The following is a 15,838-nucleotide window of genomic DNA, read 5'->3' on the forward strand; positions in this document are numbered from 1 at the left end:
GCACAAGGCGGGCCAGATGGTGAGCGTTCTGCCATGGATCATGCCGACAGAGGCGTCATTTTACAGACAGAGTGGTCCAGACCGGCGCATGATCGGAAGGTTTTGTCATGGCGCGCAGGTCGTAATCAATACCGGCATCCTGCACGCGTGGCGAAAGGCCGGTGCTGGTCAGGATGTAGTCGATACGAAGCCCACGTCTGGGATCACGCTCAAAGCCCTTTGAGCGGTAGTCAAACCAGCTGAACAGGTCATCGCGCTGCGGGTAACAGCGACGATAGCTGTCTTCAAGCCCCCAGGTGGTCAGGCGCTCGAGCCAGCTGCGCTCCTCAGGTTGAAAGCTTGTCTTGCCTTCTCTCAACCAGCGCTTTCGGGCGGGCTCGCCAATACCGATATCGATGTCGGCAGGGGAGATGTTGAAATCCCCCATGATCGCAATCAGCTCATCACTGTGATGCGTTTGCTCGAGATGACGTGACAGCTGATCATAGAAATGACGCTTGTTGGGAAATTTGGTCGGGTGATGGATGCTTTCACCCTGCGGGAAGTAACCGTTGTAGACGGTCAGGGGTCCGGCAGGCGTATCGAGAGTCACCGCAATCATGCGCCGCTGCGCATCCTCGCCATCGTCTGTAAACCCGAGCTGCACCTGTGTCGGCGCCGATTTCGTGAGAAGAGCCACACCGTAGTGGCCCTTCTGGCCATGATAATGCACGTGATAGCCAAGACCGGCCACGGCATCGAGCGGGAACTCGCTGTCCTGGACCTTGGTCTCCTGCAGGCCGATGACATCGGGAGCATGGGTTTCGACCAGCGCTTCAAGCTGATGCTGGCGGGCACGAATGCCGTTGATATTAAATGAAACCAGGCGCATGTCAGCTGTCTTGTGATGAGTCGGATGAAGTGTCGTTGTCCTGCGAATGCAGCGGCAGGGTCGTGGCCTCGCGACGCTGGCGCTCCAGCTTGCTGGCGGCCTGATTCTTGCGCTGGTCACGCTTTTTGGCCGCAAATCGCGGTGTGGAGTGTAATTGATCGGGATTGTCATGCCGCCAGCGGCGGTAATCCTTGCGCTTGCCGGTACGGATTGTCACCTTGTCGGCCAGCGAGCGCGTCTTCTTGCGACGGGTCATAAAAACCTCTCGTGTCTCGCCTGAAGCAGTGTGCCGCAGTGGCATGCAGTTTAACAATTTGCGCGCGCGCTGGCTTGCACCTGACACGGTTGATGCACAACTGAGTCAACGGTGCTGATACAATGAAGCGTTATCTTGTCTATTCATCTCAAGCCAAAGTGATCGCAGCATATGAGTGAGTCGGAAAACTCTCAGCCGGCACAGACGTCGGCGGAGGCTCCTGCCAATGCCAATCGTCGGCCCAAGCGTCGCCGTCGAAAGCCCCGCCGCAGCCAGTCCCGCAACAATGCGCAGACCGGTAACGTGCAGGGTCAACAGGCCTCGAGCGGTGATGCCCAGAACGCTCTGCCGGAAGTGCCCGCCGTGGCTGGCAAGTGGCGTTTTCAGGATTTCAACCTGCCGATGCCCCTGATGCAGGCCATCGCCGAGCAGGGCTTCCACTATTGCACCCCGATCCAGGCCGAGGCACTGCGACACACGCTGCTCGGCGGTGACGTGGTCGGCAAGGCGCAGACAGGCACCGGCAAGACGGCCGCCTTTTTGATCTCGATTCTGGCCTATTTCCTGGAAGAGCCGGCCCCGGATGGGCAGAAGCCGGGCGCGCCCCGGGCACTGATCATCGCGCCGACGCGGGAACTGGCCATGCAGATTGAAAAGGATGCCAAAGCGTTGATGACCCACACTTCATTGAAGGTGGCCAGCGCCGTTGGCGGCATGGATTATCAAAAGCAGCGCCAGAAGCTTGAAAAGCCGCTGGATATCCTGGTGGCAACGCCCGGTCGTCTGCTCGACTTCCATCAAAAGCGCGATGCCGATCTCTCTCAGGTCGAAGTGCTGGTGCTTGATGAGGCCGACCGCATGCTGTCGATGGGCTTCATCCCGGATGTCAAACGCATCATTCGTGCCACGCCCAAAACCAGCGAGCGTCAGACGTTTTTGTTCTCGGCCACCTTTACCCAGGACATCCTCAATCTGGCCAGCCAGTGGACGCACGAGCCTGCGCATGTCGAGATCGAAGTCGATGCCAGCGCGGCGGCCAATATTGATCAGCGCGTGTATCTCGTCAGTGACGCCGAGAAATTCACCATTCTCAGGCGGTTGATCGAGCGGGAGAAGCTGGAGAAGGTGATGGTCTTTGCCAACCGGCGTGATCTGGTACGCAAGCTGGATGATCGCTTGCGCAAGGCAGGGATCAACGTGGCCATGCTGTCGGGCGATGTACCGCAGAAAACGCGTGTGAGCACGCTTGAGCGCTTTCGTGAAGGCAAGGTCGCCGTGCTGGTCGCCACCGATGTGGCCGGTCGCGGGATCCACATCAACGACATCAGCCATGTGGTCAACTACACGCTGCCCGACGATCCGGAAGACTACGTGCATCGTATCGGACGGACCGGCCGCGCAGGCGCACAGGGCACCTCGATCAGTTTTGTGGGTGAAGAAGACGGCTACGCACTGCCGGAAATTGAAGCCTACATCAAGGATCGACTCCCCTGTCAGCAGCCGCCGGCCAACCTTCTCAGCGATGACTGACCACGCCGTGTACCAGGAGGCGGAGAAGCACTGTGCTCGACGACGCGCTTAAAAGCGATATCCAGGCGGCCTATCGACGCGTGATTGAAGCGCGCTCGCTCAGACCTCGTTATGGCCAGCGTCTAATGATGGCCGAAATTGCCCGCACGCTTGGCGATATCAGGACCGACGAGCAGGGCAAGCGCGTCAGTCAGGAGCATGTCTGTGTGCTGGAGGCCGGTACCGGGACCGGCAAGACACTGGCCTATCTGCTTTCGGCGCTGCCCATTGCCCAGGCGCAGGGTAAGCGACTGGTCATTTCGACCGCCACCGTCGCCCTGCAGGAGCAGGTGCTCCACCAGGACCTGCCGATGCTCAAGGCCAGTAGCGGACTTGAATTCGAGTATGCGCTGGCCAAGGGCCGCGGGCGCTATGTCTGTGTGGCCAAACTGGATCAGCTGATGGACGGGGCAGAAGAGAACCCGACCATGTCGCTTTTCGAGCAGAGCCTGGTCAGCAGTCAGGAAGATATCGGTGAACTGGCCCGCGAGCTTGCCGAGGCCTATGGCAGCGGCGAGTGGCAGGGCGATCGCGACAGCTGGCCACAGGCCATTGCCGATCCGCAGTGGCGACGTCTGACGGTCGATCACCGCCAGTGCACCAATCGGCGCTGCGGGCACTTCGGTGCCTGCGCCTTTTTCCGTGCCCGGCGAGGCATGGACGAGGCCGATATTATCGTTGCCAACCACGATCTGGTGCTGGCCGACCTGTCGCTGGGCGGGGGCGTCGTGCTGCCCAATCCAAAGGATACGATCTACGTCTTTGACGAGGCGCACCATCTGCCGGACAAGGCGCTGGAGCACTTTTATCATCGTCAGGGCGTCAACGCGTCGATGCGCTGGCTGGGCCAGCTCAAGAAGTCGCTGACGGATCTCAACACGGGGCTGGGGGCGCAGCATACGATCGCTCGCCTGCTGGGTCAGTTTCCGGACCTGCTGGCAAGCATTGAGCCCCGGCTCGGAGACGCCTTTCGACTGGCGCAGCCGCTGGCCGAGCGTACCCCGGAAGACAACGAACGGCTGCACTATCGCTTTACCATGGGCAGGTTGCCGGCGGCCTTTCGTGATCTGGCCCAGCAGCTGGTCACGCCCTTTGCCGAGCTTTCACGCCACCTGGAGACCATCAGCGATATCCTTCGGGAAAGCCTGGATCCGGACAAGTCGACCGGTCTTGCCCGTGAGCAGGCAGAAGCCTGGCTGCCGTTGATTGCGCTGGTCCATGGGCGCGCGCTCGAGGCGCACGCACTGTGGCAGGCCTTTGGCGCCGAAGAGGTCGAGGACGCACCGCCTCAGGCGCGCTGGCTGACCTTTGAGCAGCGCTCCGGCGAGGCGGAGCTGACCTTCTCGGCAAGCCCTGTCAGTGCCGCCGAGACGCTGGCCCGCTATCTGTGGGGCAGCTGCCATGGTGCGGTACTGACGTCAGCCACGCTGACGGCGCTGGGGCGTTTTGATCGTCTTCAGGAGCGTGCCGGCCTTGCCAACCGCTATCGCTACCAGAGTCTGCCTAGCCCGTTTGACTACTCGCGCGCAGTGCTGTCGGTGCCACGCGAGGCCGTTGATCCCGGCGATCGTGACGCCCACGAAGGGGCTATCGTGGATTTTATTGAAAAGCTGGGTGCGGATGAGGCGGCGCTGGTGCTCTTTTCGTCGCGCAAACAGCTTCGCGCTGTTACGGCAAGGCTTGAAGAGGAGACGGCGGCGCGCACGCTCTCTCAGGATGACATGCCACGACGTGAGCTGATCGAGCGCCATCGAAAGCGCATCGATGACGGGCAGGGCAGTATCATTCTGGGGCTGGCAAGCTTTGCCGAAGGCATCGATTTGCCGGGCGATTACCTGACCCATGTCGTGATCACGCGGCTGCCCTTTGCCGTCCCCGACGATCCGGTGGGGGCGACGCTTGCAGAGTGGATTGAATCCCGGGGCGGCAATCCCTTCATGAAGATTTCGGTGCCCGATGCGTCGATCAAGCTGGTACAGGCCTGCGGGCGGTTGATTCGCAAGGAGATCGACACCGGTCGTATCACATTGCTGGACCGGCGCGTACTGACGCGTCGCTATGGGCGGGCGCTGCTGGATGCGCTGCCGCCGTTTCGTCGTGAGATTGAAGGCGAGAGCGCACCTGCAACGCTTGCCTCCTGAAAAGCGCAGCGCATAAAAAACCCGGCCATCATGGCCGGGTTTTTTTATCGGGACAGGTGCTCCCTGAATCGATCGATTCAGCGCTTTCGCGCTTCAAGCGGCTCGCGCAGCTTGTCGTTAATCTCCAACAGCAGTGTCTCGCTGGTCTCCCAGTCGATGCAGGCGTCCGTAATCGACACACCATATTCGAGCTGCGAAGGATCACTGGTCAGCTTCTGGGCGCCCCAGTGGATATGGGACTCGATCATCAGACCCATGATGGAGGTGTTGCCTTCCAGAATCTGCTGGGTGATGTTTTCAACGACCAGCGGCTGCAGGGCAGGATCCTTGTTGGAGTTAGCATGCGAGCAGTCGACCATGATGTTGGCCTTGAGTCCTGCCTTCTCCAGCTCTTTTTCGGCCAGTGCGACGCTGACGCTGTCGTAGTTGGGCTTGCCGTTGCCACCGCGCAGTACGACATGGGCGTTGGAATTGCCGCGCGTGCGAATGATGGCGACCTGGCCCTGCTGGTCGATACCCAGAAAGTTGTGCGGCGAGGCGACCGAGCACAGTGCATTCATGGCAACATCCAGACTGCCGTCGGTGCCGTTTTTGAAGCCGACCGGGCCTGATAGACCCGAGGCCATTTCACGGTGCGTCTGTGATTCCGTGGTGCGCGCCCCGATGGCGGACCAGCTGATGCAGTCCTGCAGGTACTGTGGCGAAATCGGGTCCAGTGCTTCAGTGGCCAGCGGCAGGCCCATCTCGCAGAGTTCAACCAGCAGGCTGCGAGCCAGACGCAGTCCGTTGTGGATATCGAAGGAGTCATCGAGGTGAGGGTCGTTGATCAGTCCCTTCCATCCCGTCGTGGTACGAGGCTTTTCAAAATAGACGCGCATGACGATAAACAGCGAGTCACTTACGCGCTCTGCCAGGGCCTTCAGGCGCTGAGCATAATCCTGTGCGGCCTTTGTGTCATGAATGGAGCAGGGGCCGATGACGACCAGCAGACGAGGGTCTTCACCGCTGAGAATGCGTTCGATCGTGCGACGACTCTCGATAACGGTGCTTTCAGCCTCTTCCGACAGGGGAATCTCGCGCTTGAGCGCCTCGGGAGTGGTAAGCACGTCCTGAGAGAGAACGTTTAGATTATTGACCTGTTGCTGTGACATGAGCGTGCTATCCGGCAGTGCTTGGAAATCGAAATGAAACGGAACCTGCATGATACGCGGCTGGCGGAGAATACTACCATGGAACCGAAACACTTTTTCATGGTCTCAATACTTTACAGTTTCCGGGAGGGTTGTGTCCGGTGGATTGATGTCGACTTGATGAGGCGTCGATAAAGGGGAACACTAACGCCATGGATCAAGGCCCGGAGCTTTCAGGTTATCACTATGATTTTAATTGTTTGTTACTTTCCTGAAGGGCCTGAGAAGACAGGTTCGAAAGGTTTGAACCCTGTCGTTGCGGGGGATCGCGAATGGGGTTGAAGGAAACGGATCATCAACTGGTCGAGCGGGCGCAGAAGGGAGACAACCAGGCCTTTGATCTTTTAATACGCAAGTATCAGCACAAGGTGATCGGTCTTGTGGGTCGCTATGTGCACGATCAGGCAGAAGTGCACGATGTGGCGCAGGAAGCCTTTATCAAGGCCTATCGGGCATTGGGACGCTTTCGCAATGAAAGCGCCTTTTATACCTGGATGTATCGCATCGCGATTAACACCGCGAAAAATTATCTTGTGGCGCGTGGGCGTCGTCCGCCCAACAGCGACATGGATATCAGTGATGCAGAGGTGCTGGATCAAAGCGGCCGGTTGGCGGATATCGATACGCCAGAGTCGGCCATTGCGCGTGATCAACTCGAAAAGGCGGTCTTCGAGGCCATCGAAAACCTGCCCGAGGATCTGCGAACGGCCATTACCCTGCGAGAGTTCGATGGACTCTCCTATGAGGATATTGCCAGCATCATGCAGTGTCCGGTCGGGACCGTGCGGTCACGTATCTTTCGTGCCAGAGAGGCAGTGGACAACCGAATCAGACCGCTGCTTCATCCGGAACAAGAGGATGACATGGTGCATGAGCAATGACGTTGATCATGAGATCTACCCATGATGAGGAGTGCAGACGATGAGAAGTGAGTCATGGGTAAAACTTAATGGGTTTTGGACTGTCTACCATAGCGTGACGATGCGTCACGACGGGTTTGAGGGTGTCAGGGTATGAATCAGAAAGTACGGGAATCCCTTTCGGCGTTGATGGATGGCGAGTGCAGCGAGTTCGAAACTCGACGTGTATTGAAATCGCTGTCTGAAGATGCTCCCGAAGAGGCCGATACCTGGCGTCGCTATCATCTCATGCGCAGCATCATGCAGCGTGATAACGCCATCGACGTATCGACCGATCTGTCTGCCTCCATCCGGGCGCGCCTTGAGCAGGAACACATGGAAGATGCCGAGCCGGGGCAGGAGACCCACCGGCGTACGGCACCGTTCTCCTTTATGGGCAGTGCCGCCATTGCGGCAGCCGTCAGCCTGATGGTCATGACCGGTGTTCAGGTGTATCGAGCCAATACGGGTGTCGATAGTGTGCCCGGTAATGGTGGTGGCACCAGTCTGGCATCACGTGATACGACCATTGATGGCAGTGGCGCCATGTCAGGAAGCGATGGTGCGATGGCGTCTCTGGCAGCCTTTCGTGGTACCGGCGGTGACGCGGGTAGCAATGTCATGCCCATTGGTGCCCAGACCTCATGGTTCATGGCGCCAGGCGAAGAAGATGCGGCACGCAATGATCGCCAGCAGGTCGAAGTACTTCAAAATTATCTGAACCGACATGTCGAACAGGCAGGCTACCGCAGTAATGTCTGGATGGCGAACATGCAGGGGCTGGCACCTGCCAGCGGCGAGTAAGGCGGGCCTTCAAGCAATGCGACAGTGGTTTTGTGCTTCTCTGATGGGAGCTGTGCTGTTTTCTCCCCTGTTTGCCGCTCAGGCTGATGCCGGTGAGCCACATGCCGAAGGCAGGGTAGAGATCTCTTGCAGCCAGCTGGATCAGGAGATGGGAGACAAGGGTGAACAGTGGTTCAGACGGAGCCTGATGGCCGAGCGCTGCCACGCCTTTCAGGCAGTGGCACTGCGACTGGGCATGGGATCTCTTCGTACCTTTCTATTTGAACACCGCATCGATGACGGGCAGGAGCAGGAGCGTATTCAGTTCCTTGATGGCCCTGCCGAAACCATCGAGCACAAGGGGCATCCTCCCGGGCTCTGGTGGACAGGGCGTTCGGGCAGCTCACCTCACCTGGCCTCCATCAATGACACGGTCGAGCAGCTTCAGGACCACTATGATTTCAGTCTGATTGCGCGCGACGTTGTCGCTGGTCGCAAGGCCGTGGTGCTCGATATCACGCCTCGTGACGATCAGCGTTTCCCGCATCGGTTGTGGCTGGATATTGCCAGCGGTCTGCCACTTCGACAGCAGCTGTTGAATGCTCGAGGGCAGGCCGTTGATACCGTGCAGATTGTACGCATCGACTCTCTGGTGCGCTCCAGCGATACCCTTTATCTCCAGGAAGCCGATGATGATGCGATGCCCGAATCGTCCTGGCAGCCGGGCTGGCTGCCGCAGGGATTCTATCGCCAGCCGGCAGCGCTTGATGTCACCCTCAATGGCGCACGGCTTCAGCGCGAAATCTATAGTGACGGTCTGGCTGCCATGAGCCTTTTTGCCGGCCCGGTCAAGGACGATACAGCGCTGCGCGAAGGGGTTCACCAGCTGGGCAACTTTCGCGCCGCAGCGCGCCATGTTCAACATGATGGCAAGCCCTGGCAGGTGATTGCCGTGGGCGCCATGCCGGCTGAAGTGCTCACCCGTGTTGTCTCCCAGGTGCAGCTTGAGGGTGCCGGCAGTGACGCTCAGAGATAGTAGGGCGCGCCTCCCCCGGCCGGGAGCAATGACTGCTCAAACAAAGCGTCCTGACGTGTTCTGGAGATAAAACCGGCAACGTGTTGAGATCGAGAACTTAAATCATTCTTAATAGTCTATAGAGGCGACAGGCAGGGCACGTTGACCCTTGCCTGATCACCGTATCTGCTACCGTCCTAGCCCATAAGAGTATCCGGAGTCCGAAGATGGCCGATCTCTCTTTCAATGATGCCTCAGTTACCGTCCCCTCCATAGGCCGACTAGCCGCCAGCCGATGGCAGGCCATGGTTTTATTGATGCTGCTGATGACCGCCCTGATGGTCATGTCACTCCCCGCCAGAGCCGTTGAGCAAAAAAATGGTCTGCCCGACTTTACGGCGTTGGTAAAAAGCGCCGCGCCTGCCGTCGTCAATATTTCAACGACCCGGGAAGCGGCTGCACGCTCCGGCATGATGGGTCCCAATCAGCAGTTGCCCGATATCTTTCGTCACTTCTTTGGCGATCAGATGCCGCCGGGATTTGGCGGGATGCCCGATCAGAGGGGAGGCAGAACGCTGAGCTCGCTGGGGTCCGGCTTTATCATCAGTGATGACGGCTACATCCTCACCAATGCGCATGTCATTGACGGGGCCGATACGGTGACGGTGCGACTCAACGATCGTCGTGAGCTGACAGCCGATGTCATCGGTCAGGATCAGAAAACGGACATCGCGCTGATCAAGGTGGATGCCAATGATCTGCCCACGCTCCGGATGGGCGATTCAGACGGGCTTGAAACAGGCGAATGGGTGGCGGCCATCGGCTCTCCCTTCGGGTTTGATCACTCGGTAACCGCCGGCATCGTCAGTGCCATCAATCGCACGCTGCCCACCGACAGCTACGTGCCCTTTATCCAGACCGATGTCGCCATTAATCCGGGCAACTCTGGTGGGCCTCTGTTCAATCTGGACGGGGAGGTCGTCGGCATCAATTCGCAGATATTTACCCGAAGCGGCGGCTTCATGGGCGTGTCGTTTGCCATTCCGATCAACGTTGCCATGGATATCGCCGATCAGCTCAAGGACAACGGACGCGTCGATCGCGGCTGGCTGGGCGTTGTTATTCAGCCCGTCTCCGAAGACCTGGCCGACTCCTTTGGTCTGGACCGGGCACGCGGGGCACTGATTGCCGAGGTGGCGCCGGACAGCCCGGCGGAAAAATCGGGCCTGCGCTCCGGTGACATCATTCTCAGGGCCGGTGACAGCGATATCGATACGTCTGATGCGCTGCCACGCCTGATCGGGCGCGTCTCGCCGGACGACAGTATCGACCTGCATGTACAGCGTGACGGACGCGAGCAGACGATCAAGGTCACGGTAGGACAGTGGCCCGACAGCGACAGCGATACCGGTGAGGTGTCCCGGGCCGACAGTGACAGCATCGGTCTGGCGGTCTCCGGTCTGAGCGCTGAACAGCGCCAGCAGCTGGGTATCGAGGCCGGTGTGCTGGTCCAGCAGGTGGCACAGGACAGCCCCGCGGCTCGTGCCGGCCTGCAACCGGGCGATGTGGTCGTCGAGCTTGCCGGTCAGCCGGTGGATTCGGTTGCAACGCTTCGCAAACTAGTTGGCCAGCTTGACGATAAAAAGGCGGTCCCCATGCGTATCAATCGTGATGGCGCCACGCTTTTCGTTCCATTGCGACTGAGCACGCGTTGATCAACTCGTTCAATCGAAGGGGCCCGTCCGGGCCCCTTCATTCATCGCGAGTGCGGCATTACCCTCAGGGTGTCCATCAAGGCATTGCCTATCACCTGATTCGCCAACACGCTACAATGCGCCCATTTTCGGCCATGGTCAGTGCACGGATTCAACACGGCACGGATGCGCCATGGCTCACGGCGCTTTAACAGGTGATCACCTCGAATGACGAATGACGCAAGCAACGGGACGCTGAAACACATCCGCAACTTCTCGATCATTGCCCACATTGATCACGGGAAGTCGACGCTGGCGGATCGTATCATTCAGATTTGCGGCGGGCTGACCGAGCGCGAGCTCAAGGAACAGGTGCTCGATACCATGGATCTTGAGCGCGAGCGCGGGATCACGATCAAGGCGCAGTCGGTCACGCTGGATTACAAGGCCGAGGATGGCACGGTCTATCAGCTCAACTTCATCGACACGCCAGGCCACGTTGACTTCTCCTATGAGGTGTCTCGTTCGCTGTATGCCTGTGAAGGGGCGCTGCTGGTGGTGGATGCCGGGCAGGGCGTCGAGGCGCAGTCGGTCGCCAACTGCTATACCGCCATCGAGCAGGGCCTTGAGGTTCTGCCCGTACTCAACAAGATGGACCTGCCCCAGGCCGATCCCGACAAGGTAAGCCACGAGATCGAGGAGATTATCGGGCTCGAGGCTGACAATGCCCCGCAGGTGTCGGCCAAGACAGGGCTTGGCATGGAAGGACTGCTCGAACGGCTGGTCAGCTTTATTCCGCCACCCAAGGGTGACATTACTAAACCCGCGCAGGCGCTGATCATCGACTCCTGGTTTGACAACTATCAGGGCGTGGTATCGCTGGTTCGCCTTTTTGACGGCACCGTTAAAAAGGGCGACAAGATCCTGATGAAATCCACCGGACGCGAGTGGGAAGTCAGCGATATCGGCATCTTTACTCCGCGCCAGAAAAGCACCGGCATGCTGCGGGCCGGAGAGGTGGGTTACATCATCGCCGGCATCAAGGACATTCACGGCGCACCGGTGGGTGACACCATCACCCATGCCAAAACGCCTCAGGTGGAGCGCCTGCCGGGCTTTCAAAAGGTCAAGCCGCAGGTCTATGCGGGCATGTTCCCGATCAGCTCGGACGACTACGAGGATTTCCGCGACGCGCTTGAAAAACTGGCGCTCAACGATGCCTCGCTGGATTACATTCCTGAAAACTCCGATGCCCTGGGCTTTGGTTTTCGCGTCGGTTTTCTTGGCACCCTGCACATGGAGATCGTTCAGGAGCGCCTCGAGCGTGAGTATGGTCTTGACCTGCTGACCACCGCGCCGACCGTTATCTATGAGCTTGCCATGGAAGATGGGGAGGTTATGTACGTCTCCAACCCTTCCAAGCTCCCTGACATGGGCTCGGTCAACGAGATTCGCGAGCCGATCGTGCGGGCCAACATTCTGGTGCCGCAGGAGTATGTCGGTAACGTCATCAACGAATGCGTGGTGCGCCGCGGCGTGCAGCTCGACATGCAGGTGCTGGGCAGTCAGATGCAGCTGGTCTATGAGCTGCCGATGGGCGAGGTGGTCATGGACTTCTTTGATCGCCTGAAGTCGATCTCGAAAGGGTATGCCTCGCTGGATTACAGCTTCGAGCGCTTTGATGCGGCAAAGCTTGCACGCCTTGATGTTTTGATCAATGGCGACCGCGTCGATGCGCTGGCCACCATTGTCCATCGTGATCAGGCGCATCAGCGCGGCCGCTCGCTGGTCGAGCGCATGCAGGAGATGATCCCGCGTCAGATGTTTGATGTGGCCATACAGGCCGCCCTGGGTGGTCATGTCGTGGCACGTTCAACCGTCAAGGCACTGCGCAAGAACGTCACGGCCAAGTGCTATGGCGGTGATGTGTCAAGAAAGCGCAAGCTGCTGGACAAGCAGAAGCAGGGCAAAAAGCGCATGAAGCAGGTCGGCAAGGTCGAGATTCCGCAGGATGCCTTTCTAGCCGTACTAAAAGTCAATGATTGAGCGTAGCGCAGGCTGCGCTCCCGTGAGTCGGGAAAGCACGTAATGGATTTTTCACTTCTGCTGGTGGTAGCCGTCCTTGTCACCGGGGCGATCTGGCTGCTGGATATTGTTGTACTGCGTCGCCGGCGCAGGGCCTCTACAGGTGGCAGCCGACCACCCGGGGAAGTGACCCACGACACCACGGCCCCGGGCGCGCCGAAGGAGCCCTGGTATGTGGATTATTCCAGGGCCTTCTTTCCGGTCCTGCTGGTGGTGCTGGTACTGCGCTCCTTTATCATCGAGCCGTTCCAGATCCCGTCACGCTCCATGGAGCCCACGCTTGATGTCGGTGACTTCATTGCTGTCAGCAAGTTCTCCTACGGGCTGCGCCTGCCCGTGATCAACACCAAAATTCTGGATACAGGCGAGCCGGAGCGCGGCGATATCATGGTGTTTCGCTTTCCCGGCGATACCTCGGTCAACTACATCAAGCGCGTGATCGGCGTGCCGGGAGATCGCATTCGCTATCAGGACAAACAGCTCTATATCAACGGGCAGCCGGTGCAAAAGGATCTGCTGGATGATAGCGGCAGCGATACGCAGGTGCTTTACAGGGAACATCTCAGGGGCGTGGAGCATCATATCTTCAACAATCTTGAAGCTCCCGGCCCGCAGATGAGTGAAGTCATCGTGCCGCCCGGTCACTACTTCATGATGGGTGACAACCGCGACGACTCCAACGATAGCCGTTACTGGGGGTTCGTACCGGAGGAGAACATCGTGGGGCGTGCCTTTGGTGTCTGGATGCACTGGGATAGCGGCCTGCCGGACTTTACAAAGGCCAGACTGCTGCACTGAATGCTCTTCATCCCTTTTCCATCAGAAGGCTCTGAGGGAAAATCCCATCCAACAGAAGCTGTCGAAGGACAGCTTCTGTTATCATTTATGCCTGTTTCATTGAACAAAGCGACTATCTCGTGAGCAGTTCCCTCAATATCCTCAGCGACCGTCTCGGCTATCGTTTTGACGATAAGGCCCGGCTTGAACTCGCCCTGACGCACCGCAGCTATGGCGGTGCCAATAACGAGCGACTCGAGTTTCTGGGCGATTCCATTGTCAATTTTGTCGTGGGCGAGGCGCTCTATGCACGCTTCCCTCAGGCGCGCGAAGGGCAGCTTTCAAGGCTCAGGGCGCGGCTGGTCAAGGGTGAAACGCTGGCCGAGCTGGCTCGCGAATTCGAGCTTGGCCAGTTCCTGCGGCTGGGCTCGGGCGAGATGAAAAGCGGCGGACACCGGCGCGACTCCATTCTGGCCGATGCCGTGGAAGCCATCATTGGCGCCATCTATCTTGATAGTGACATGACCGTTGCCAGACGTTGCGTGCTGGCCTGGTATGATGGACGTCTTCAGGCGCTCAACCTTGAGGATACCCAGAAGGATCCCAAGACACGCCTGCAGGAGTTTCTACAGTCCCGCCAGATTCCGCTGCCGCGCTACGAGGTTCTCAATATTGAAGGCGAGGCGCACGCCCAGCAGTTCACTGTCAGCTGTCATGTGGACGTGCTCAAGGCACCGACCACCGGCACCGGCGCCAGCCGTCGTCATGCCGAGCAGCAGGCAGCCGAACAGGCACTGACACTGATCGAGTCGGCACGGCGATGATCGGTCGCCATGGGCTGTACTGCTACCTTATGCATCCTCCCTGCAACACCGGACACACGTTAACGTGGAGCCTTTCATGAACGAAAATACCACGGACGACACTCCCGAATCCGGTGCGCCCACGCGCTGTGGATTTGTGGCCATTGTCGGCCGCCCTAACGTGGGCAAATCAACCCTGATGAATCGCATCCTGGGTCAGAAAATTTCCATTACCTCGCGGCGCCCGCAGACCACCCGCCATCAGGTCATGGGCGTCAAGACCGAGGCCGACACGCAGACCATCTATGTGGATACGCCCGGTATTCACCTCATGCAAAAGGATCGCAATCGGGCCATCAATGCCTTCATGAACCAAGCCGCCACCCAGGCGCTGCGCGATATCGATTGCGTGGTCTTTATCGTGGATCGCACGAAGTGGACCAATGAAGACGATATCGTGCTTGAGAAGCTTTCCCACGTGCAGGCGGCGGTCATCGTGGCGGTCAACAAGGTGGACTGGATCGACGATCGCTCGAAACTTCTGCCGTGGCTTGCCGAGCTTGAGAAACGCCGCAATTTTGCCGCCATCGTGCCGATTTCCGCGCGCCATGGCACCAACGTTGAAGCACTTGAAGCCGAAGTGGCCAAACACCTGCCGCAAAACGTTCATTTCTTTCCCGAAGATCAGGTCACCGATCGCAGCCAGCGCTTTCTGGCCGCCGAGCTGGTGCGTGAAAAGGTCATGCGCCAGCTCGGTGATGAGCTGCCTTACCAGATGACGGTAGAAGTTGAGCAGTTTCGCGATGAAGGCCACATCATTCATATCCATGCCCTGATGCTGGTCGAGCGCGACGGACAGAAAAAGATTCTGATCGGCGAAGGGGGCGAGCGCATCAAGAAGATCGGCCAGGAAGCGCGCCTTGAGATGGAGAAGGCCTTTGACTGCAAGGTCATGCTAAAGCTCTGGGTCAAGGTCAAGCGTGGCTGGTCCGATGACGCACGCGCCCTGAAAAGCCTTGGTTACGATCTGGACTGATCATGGAACTGCAGCCGGCGTATCTGCTGCACCGTCAGGCCTGGCGCGAAACCAGCGCGCTGGCGGACATACTGACGCTATACGACGGGCGTATCCGCGCCGTGGCGCGCGGTGTGATGCGTCCGGGCAGTCGAACGCGCCATCGGCTTCAGCCCTTCACGCCGCTGCATCTGACCTGGCAGGGCGAGGGCGAGCTGAAAACCCTGAGAATCATTGAATCCCAGGGGCCGGGTGCCATGCTGGCAGGGGAAGGTCTTATCTGCGGGCTGTATGCCAACGAGCTGATGAGTCGTCTTTTGCCCCTGTCGATGCCGGTAGACACCCTGTTTGCCTTTTACGCAGCGCTGCTTGAGGCGTTGCCCTTTCCCGAGAGGCGAGGCGGCGCGCTCCGACGCTTTGAGATCACGCTTCTTGAAGCGCTCGACAGCGAGCCCGTCTTTCTTGATGAGCAGGACAGACCGCTGGATCGTGAAGGGCGCTATCACTACGACCCTTCCCTGAAACGTTTTCGTCCGGCGCCCCTGGAGGGGCCGGCCTTTGAAGCGCGTGCGCTGGGCTGGCTTGCTCGTGGGGACTGGGATTCCCCGGGCCTTGCCGGTACCGCACGCGTTTTGACGCGTCAGGCACTGGCGCCGCTTTTGGGAAGTCGTGAGCTGCGCTCGCGGGAACTGATGAACGAACTGATGCGCCGACGCCGAACCGGCGCGCGTTGAAGGAGA

General features: G+C 59.0%; 14 protein-coding genes. 11 read left to right on the forward strand and 3 right to left on the reverse strand.

Annotation, left to right across the window (positions count from 1 at the left end):
• Positions 1-55: 55 nt before the first annotated feature.
• The gene (gene xthA / locus C8D72_RS03780; RefSeq protein WP_115853042.1) at positions 56-871 is read right to left on the reverse strand and encodes an exodeoxyribonuclease III; all 816 of its coding nucleotides are present in this window, start codon (positions 869-871) and stop codon (positions 56-58) included.
• 1 nt (position 872) lies between these two features.
• A complete protein-coding gene (locus C8D72_RS03785) occupies positions 873-1,127 on the reverse strand; it encodes a hypothetical protein (protein ID WP_115853043.1) in 255 nt (84 codons plus the stop codon).
• A gap of 171 nt (positions 1,128-1,298) precedes the next feature.
• On the opposite strand from C8D72_RS03785, the gene C8D72_RS03790 reads away from it, so the two are divergent.
• Together C8D72_RS03790 and dinG are read left to right on the forward strand one after the other, a co-directional pair.
• Entirely contained in the window at positions 1,299-2,657 is a 1,359-nt protein-coding gene (locus C8D72_RS03790; RefSeq protein ID WP_115853044.1) for a DEAD/DEAH box helicase, read from the forward strand.
• Positions 2,658-2,689: 32 nt separating this feature from the next.
• Positions 2,690-4,837, forward strand: coding sequence for an ATP-dependent DNA helicase DinG (gene dinG, locus C8D72_RS03795; RefSeq protein WP_115853045.1), 2,148 nt, complete (start codon positions 2,690-2,692; stop codon positions 4,835-4,837).
• 77 nt (positions 4,838-4,914) lie between these two features.
• Here dinG and C8D72_RS03800 read toward each other — a convergent pair whose 3' ends face one another.
• Positions 4,915-5,988, reverse strand: coding sequence for a 3-deoxy-7-phosphoheptulonate synthase (locus tag C8D72_RS03800; protein WP_115853046.1), 1,074 nt, complete (start codon positions 5,986-5,988; stop codon positions 4,915-4,917).
• 311 nt (positions 5,989-6,299) lie between these two features.
• Between C8D72_RS03800 and rpoE the strand changes: the two genes are divergently transcribed.
• The 9 genes from rpoE to recO all read left to right on the forward strand — a co-directional run bounded on the left by rpoE (position 6,300) and on the right by recO (position 15,832).
• Positions 6,300-6,908 carry an RNA polymerase sigma factor RpoE gene (gene rpoE, locus C8D72_RS03805; protein WP_115853047.1) on the forward strand — a complete coding sequence of 203 codons (609 nt, stop codon included), beginning with the start codon at positions 6,300-6,302 and terminating at the stop codon, positions 6,906-6,908.
• A 132-nt stretch (positions 6,909-7,040) separates the two neighbouring features.
• On the forward strand, positions 7,041-7,730 hold the full coding sequence (locus C8D72_RS03810; protein WP_115853048.1) for a sigma-E factor negative regulatory protein: 690 nt from the start codon (positions 7,041-7,043) through the stop codon (positions 7,728-7,730).
• 16 nt (positions 7,731-7,746) lie between these two features.
• Positions 7,747-8,745, forward strand: a complete 999-nt coding sequence (locus tag C8D72_RS03815; RefSeq protein ID WP_170140491.1) for a MucB/RseB C-terminal domain-containing protein — start codon at positions 7,747-7,749, stop codon at positions 8,743-8,745.
• Positions 8,746-9,029: 284 nt separating this feature from the next.
• Positions 9,030-10,439, forward strand: coding sequence for a DegQ family serine endoprotease (locus tag C8D72_RS03820; RefSeq protein ID WP_115853609.1), 1,410 nt, complete (start codon positions 9,030-9,032; stop codon positions 10,437-10,439).
• 207 nt (positions 10,440-10,646) lie between these two features.
• Positions 10,647-12,464 carry a translation elongation factor 4 gene (gene lepA, locus C8D72_RS03825; RefSeq protein WP_115853050.1) on the forward strand — a complete coding sequence of 606 codons (1,818 nt, stop codon included), beginning with the start codon at positions 10,647-10,649 and terminating at the stop codon, positions 12,462-12,464.
• Positions 12,465-12,506: 42 nt separating this feature from the next.
• The gene (gene lepB / locus C8D72_RS03830) at positions 12,507-13,301 is read left to right on the forward strand and encodes a signal peptidase I (protein ID WP_115853051.1); all 795 of its coding nucleotides are present in this window, start codon (positions 12,507-12,509) and stop codon (positions 13,299-13,301) included.
• Positions 13,302-13,420: 119 nt separating this feature from the next.
• Entirely contained in the window at positions 13,421-14,104 is a 684-nt protein-coding gene (gene rnc, locus C8D72_RS03835) for a ribonuclease III (protein ID WP_115853052.1), read from the forward strand.
• Between the two features lie 76 nt (positions 14,105-14,180).
• Entirely contained in the window at positions 14,181-15,119 is a 939-nt protein-coding gene (era, locus tag C8D72_RS03840) for a GTPase Era (protein WP_115853053.1), read from the forward strand.
• A gap of 2 nt (positions 15,120-15,121) precedes the next feature.
• Positions 15,122-15,832 carry a DNA repair protein RecO gene (recO, locus tag C8D72_RS03845; protein WP_115853054.1) on the forward strand — a complete coding sequence of 237 codons (711 nt, stop codon included), beginning with the start codon at positions 15,122-15,124 and terminating at the stop codon, positions 15,830-15,832.
• Positions 15,833-15,838: the final 6 nt, after the last annotated feature.

The sequence above is a fragment of the Kushneria indalinina DSM 14324 genome (assembly GCF_003385845.1).
Lineage (GTDB): Bacteria > Pseudomonadota > Gammaproteobacteria > Pseudomonadales > Halomonadaceae > Kushneria > Kushneria indalinina.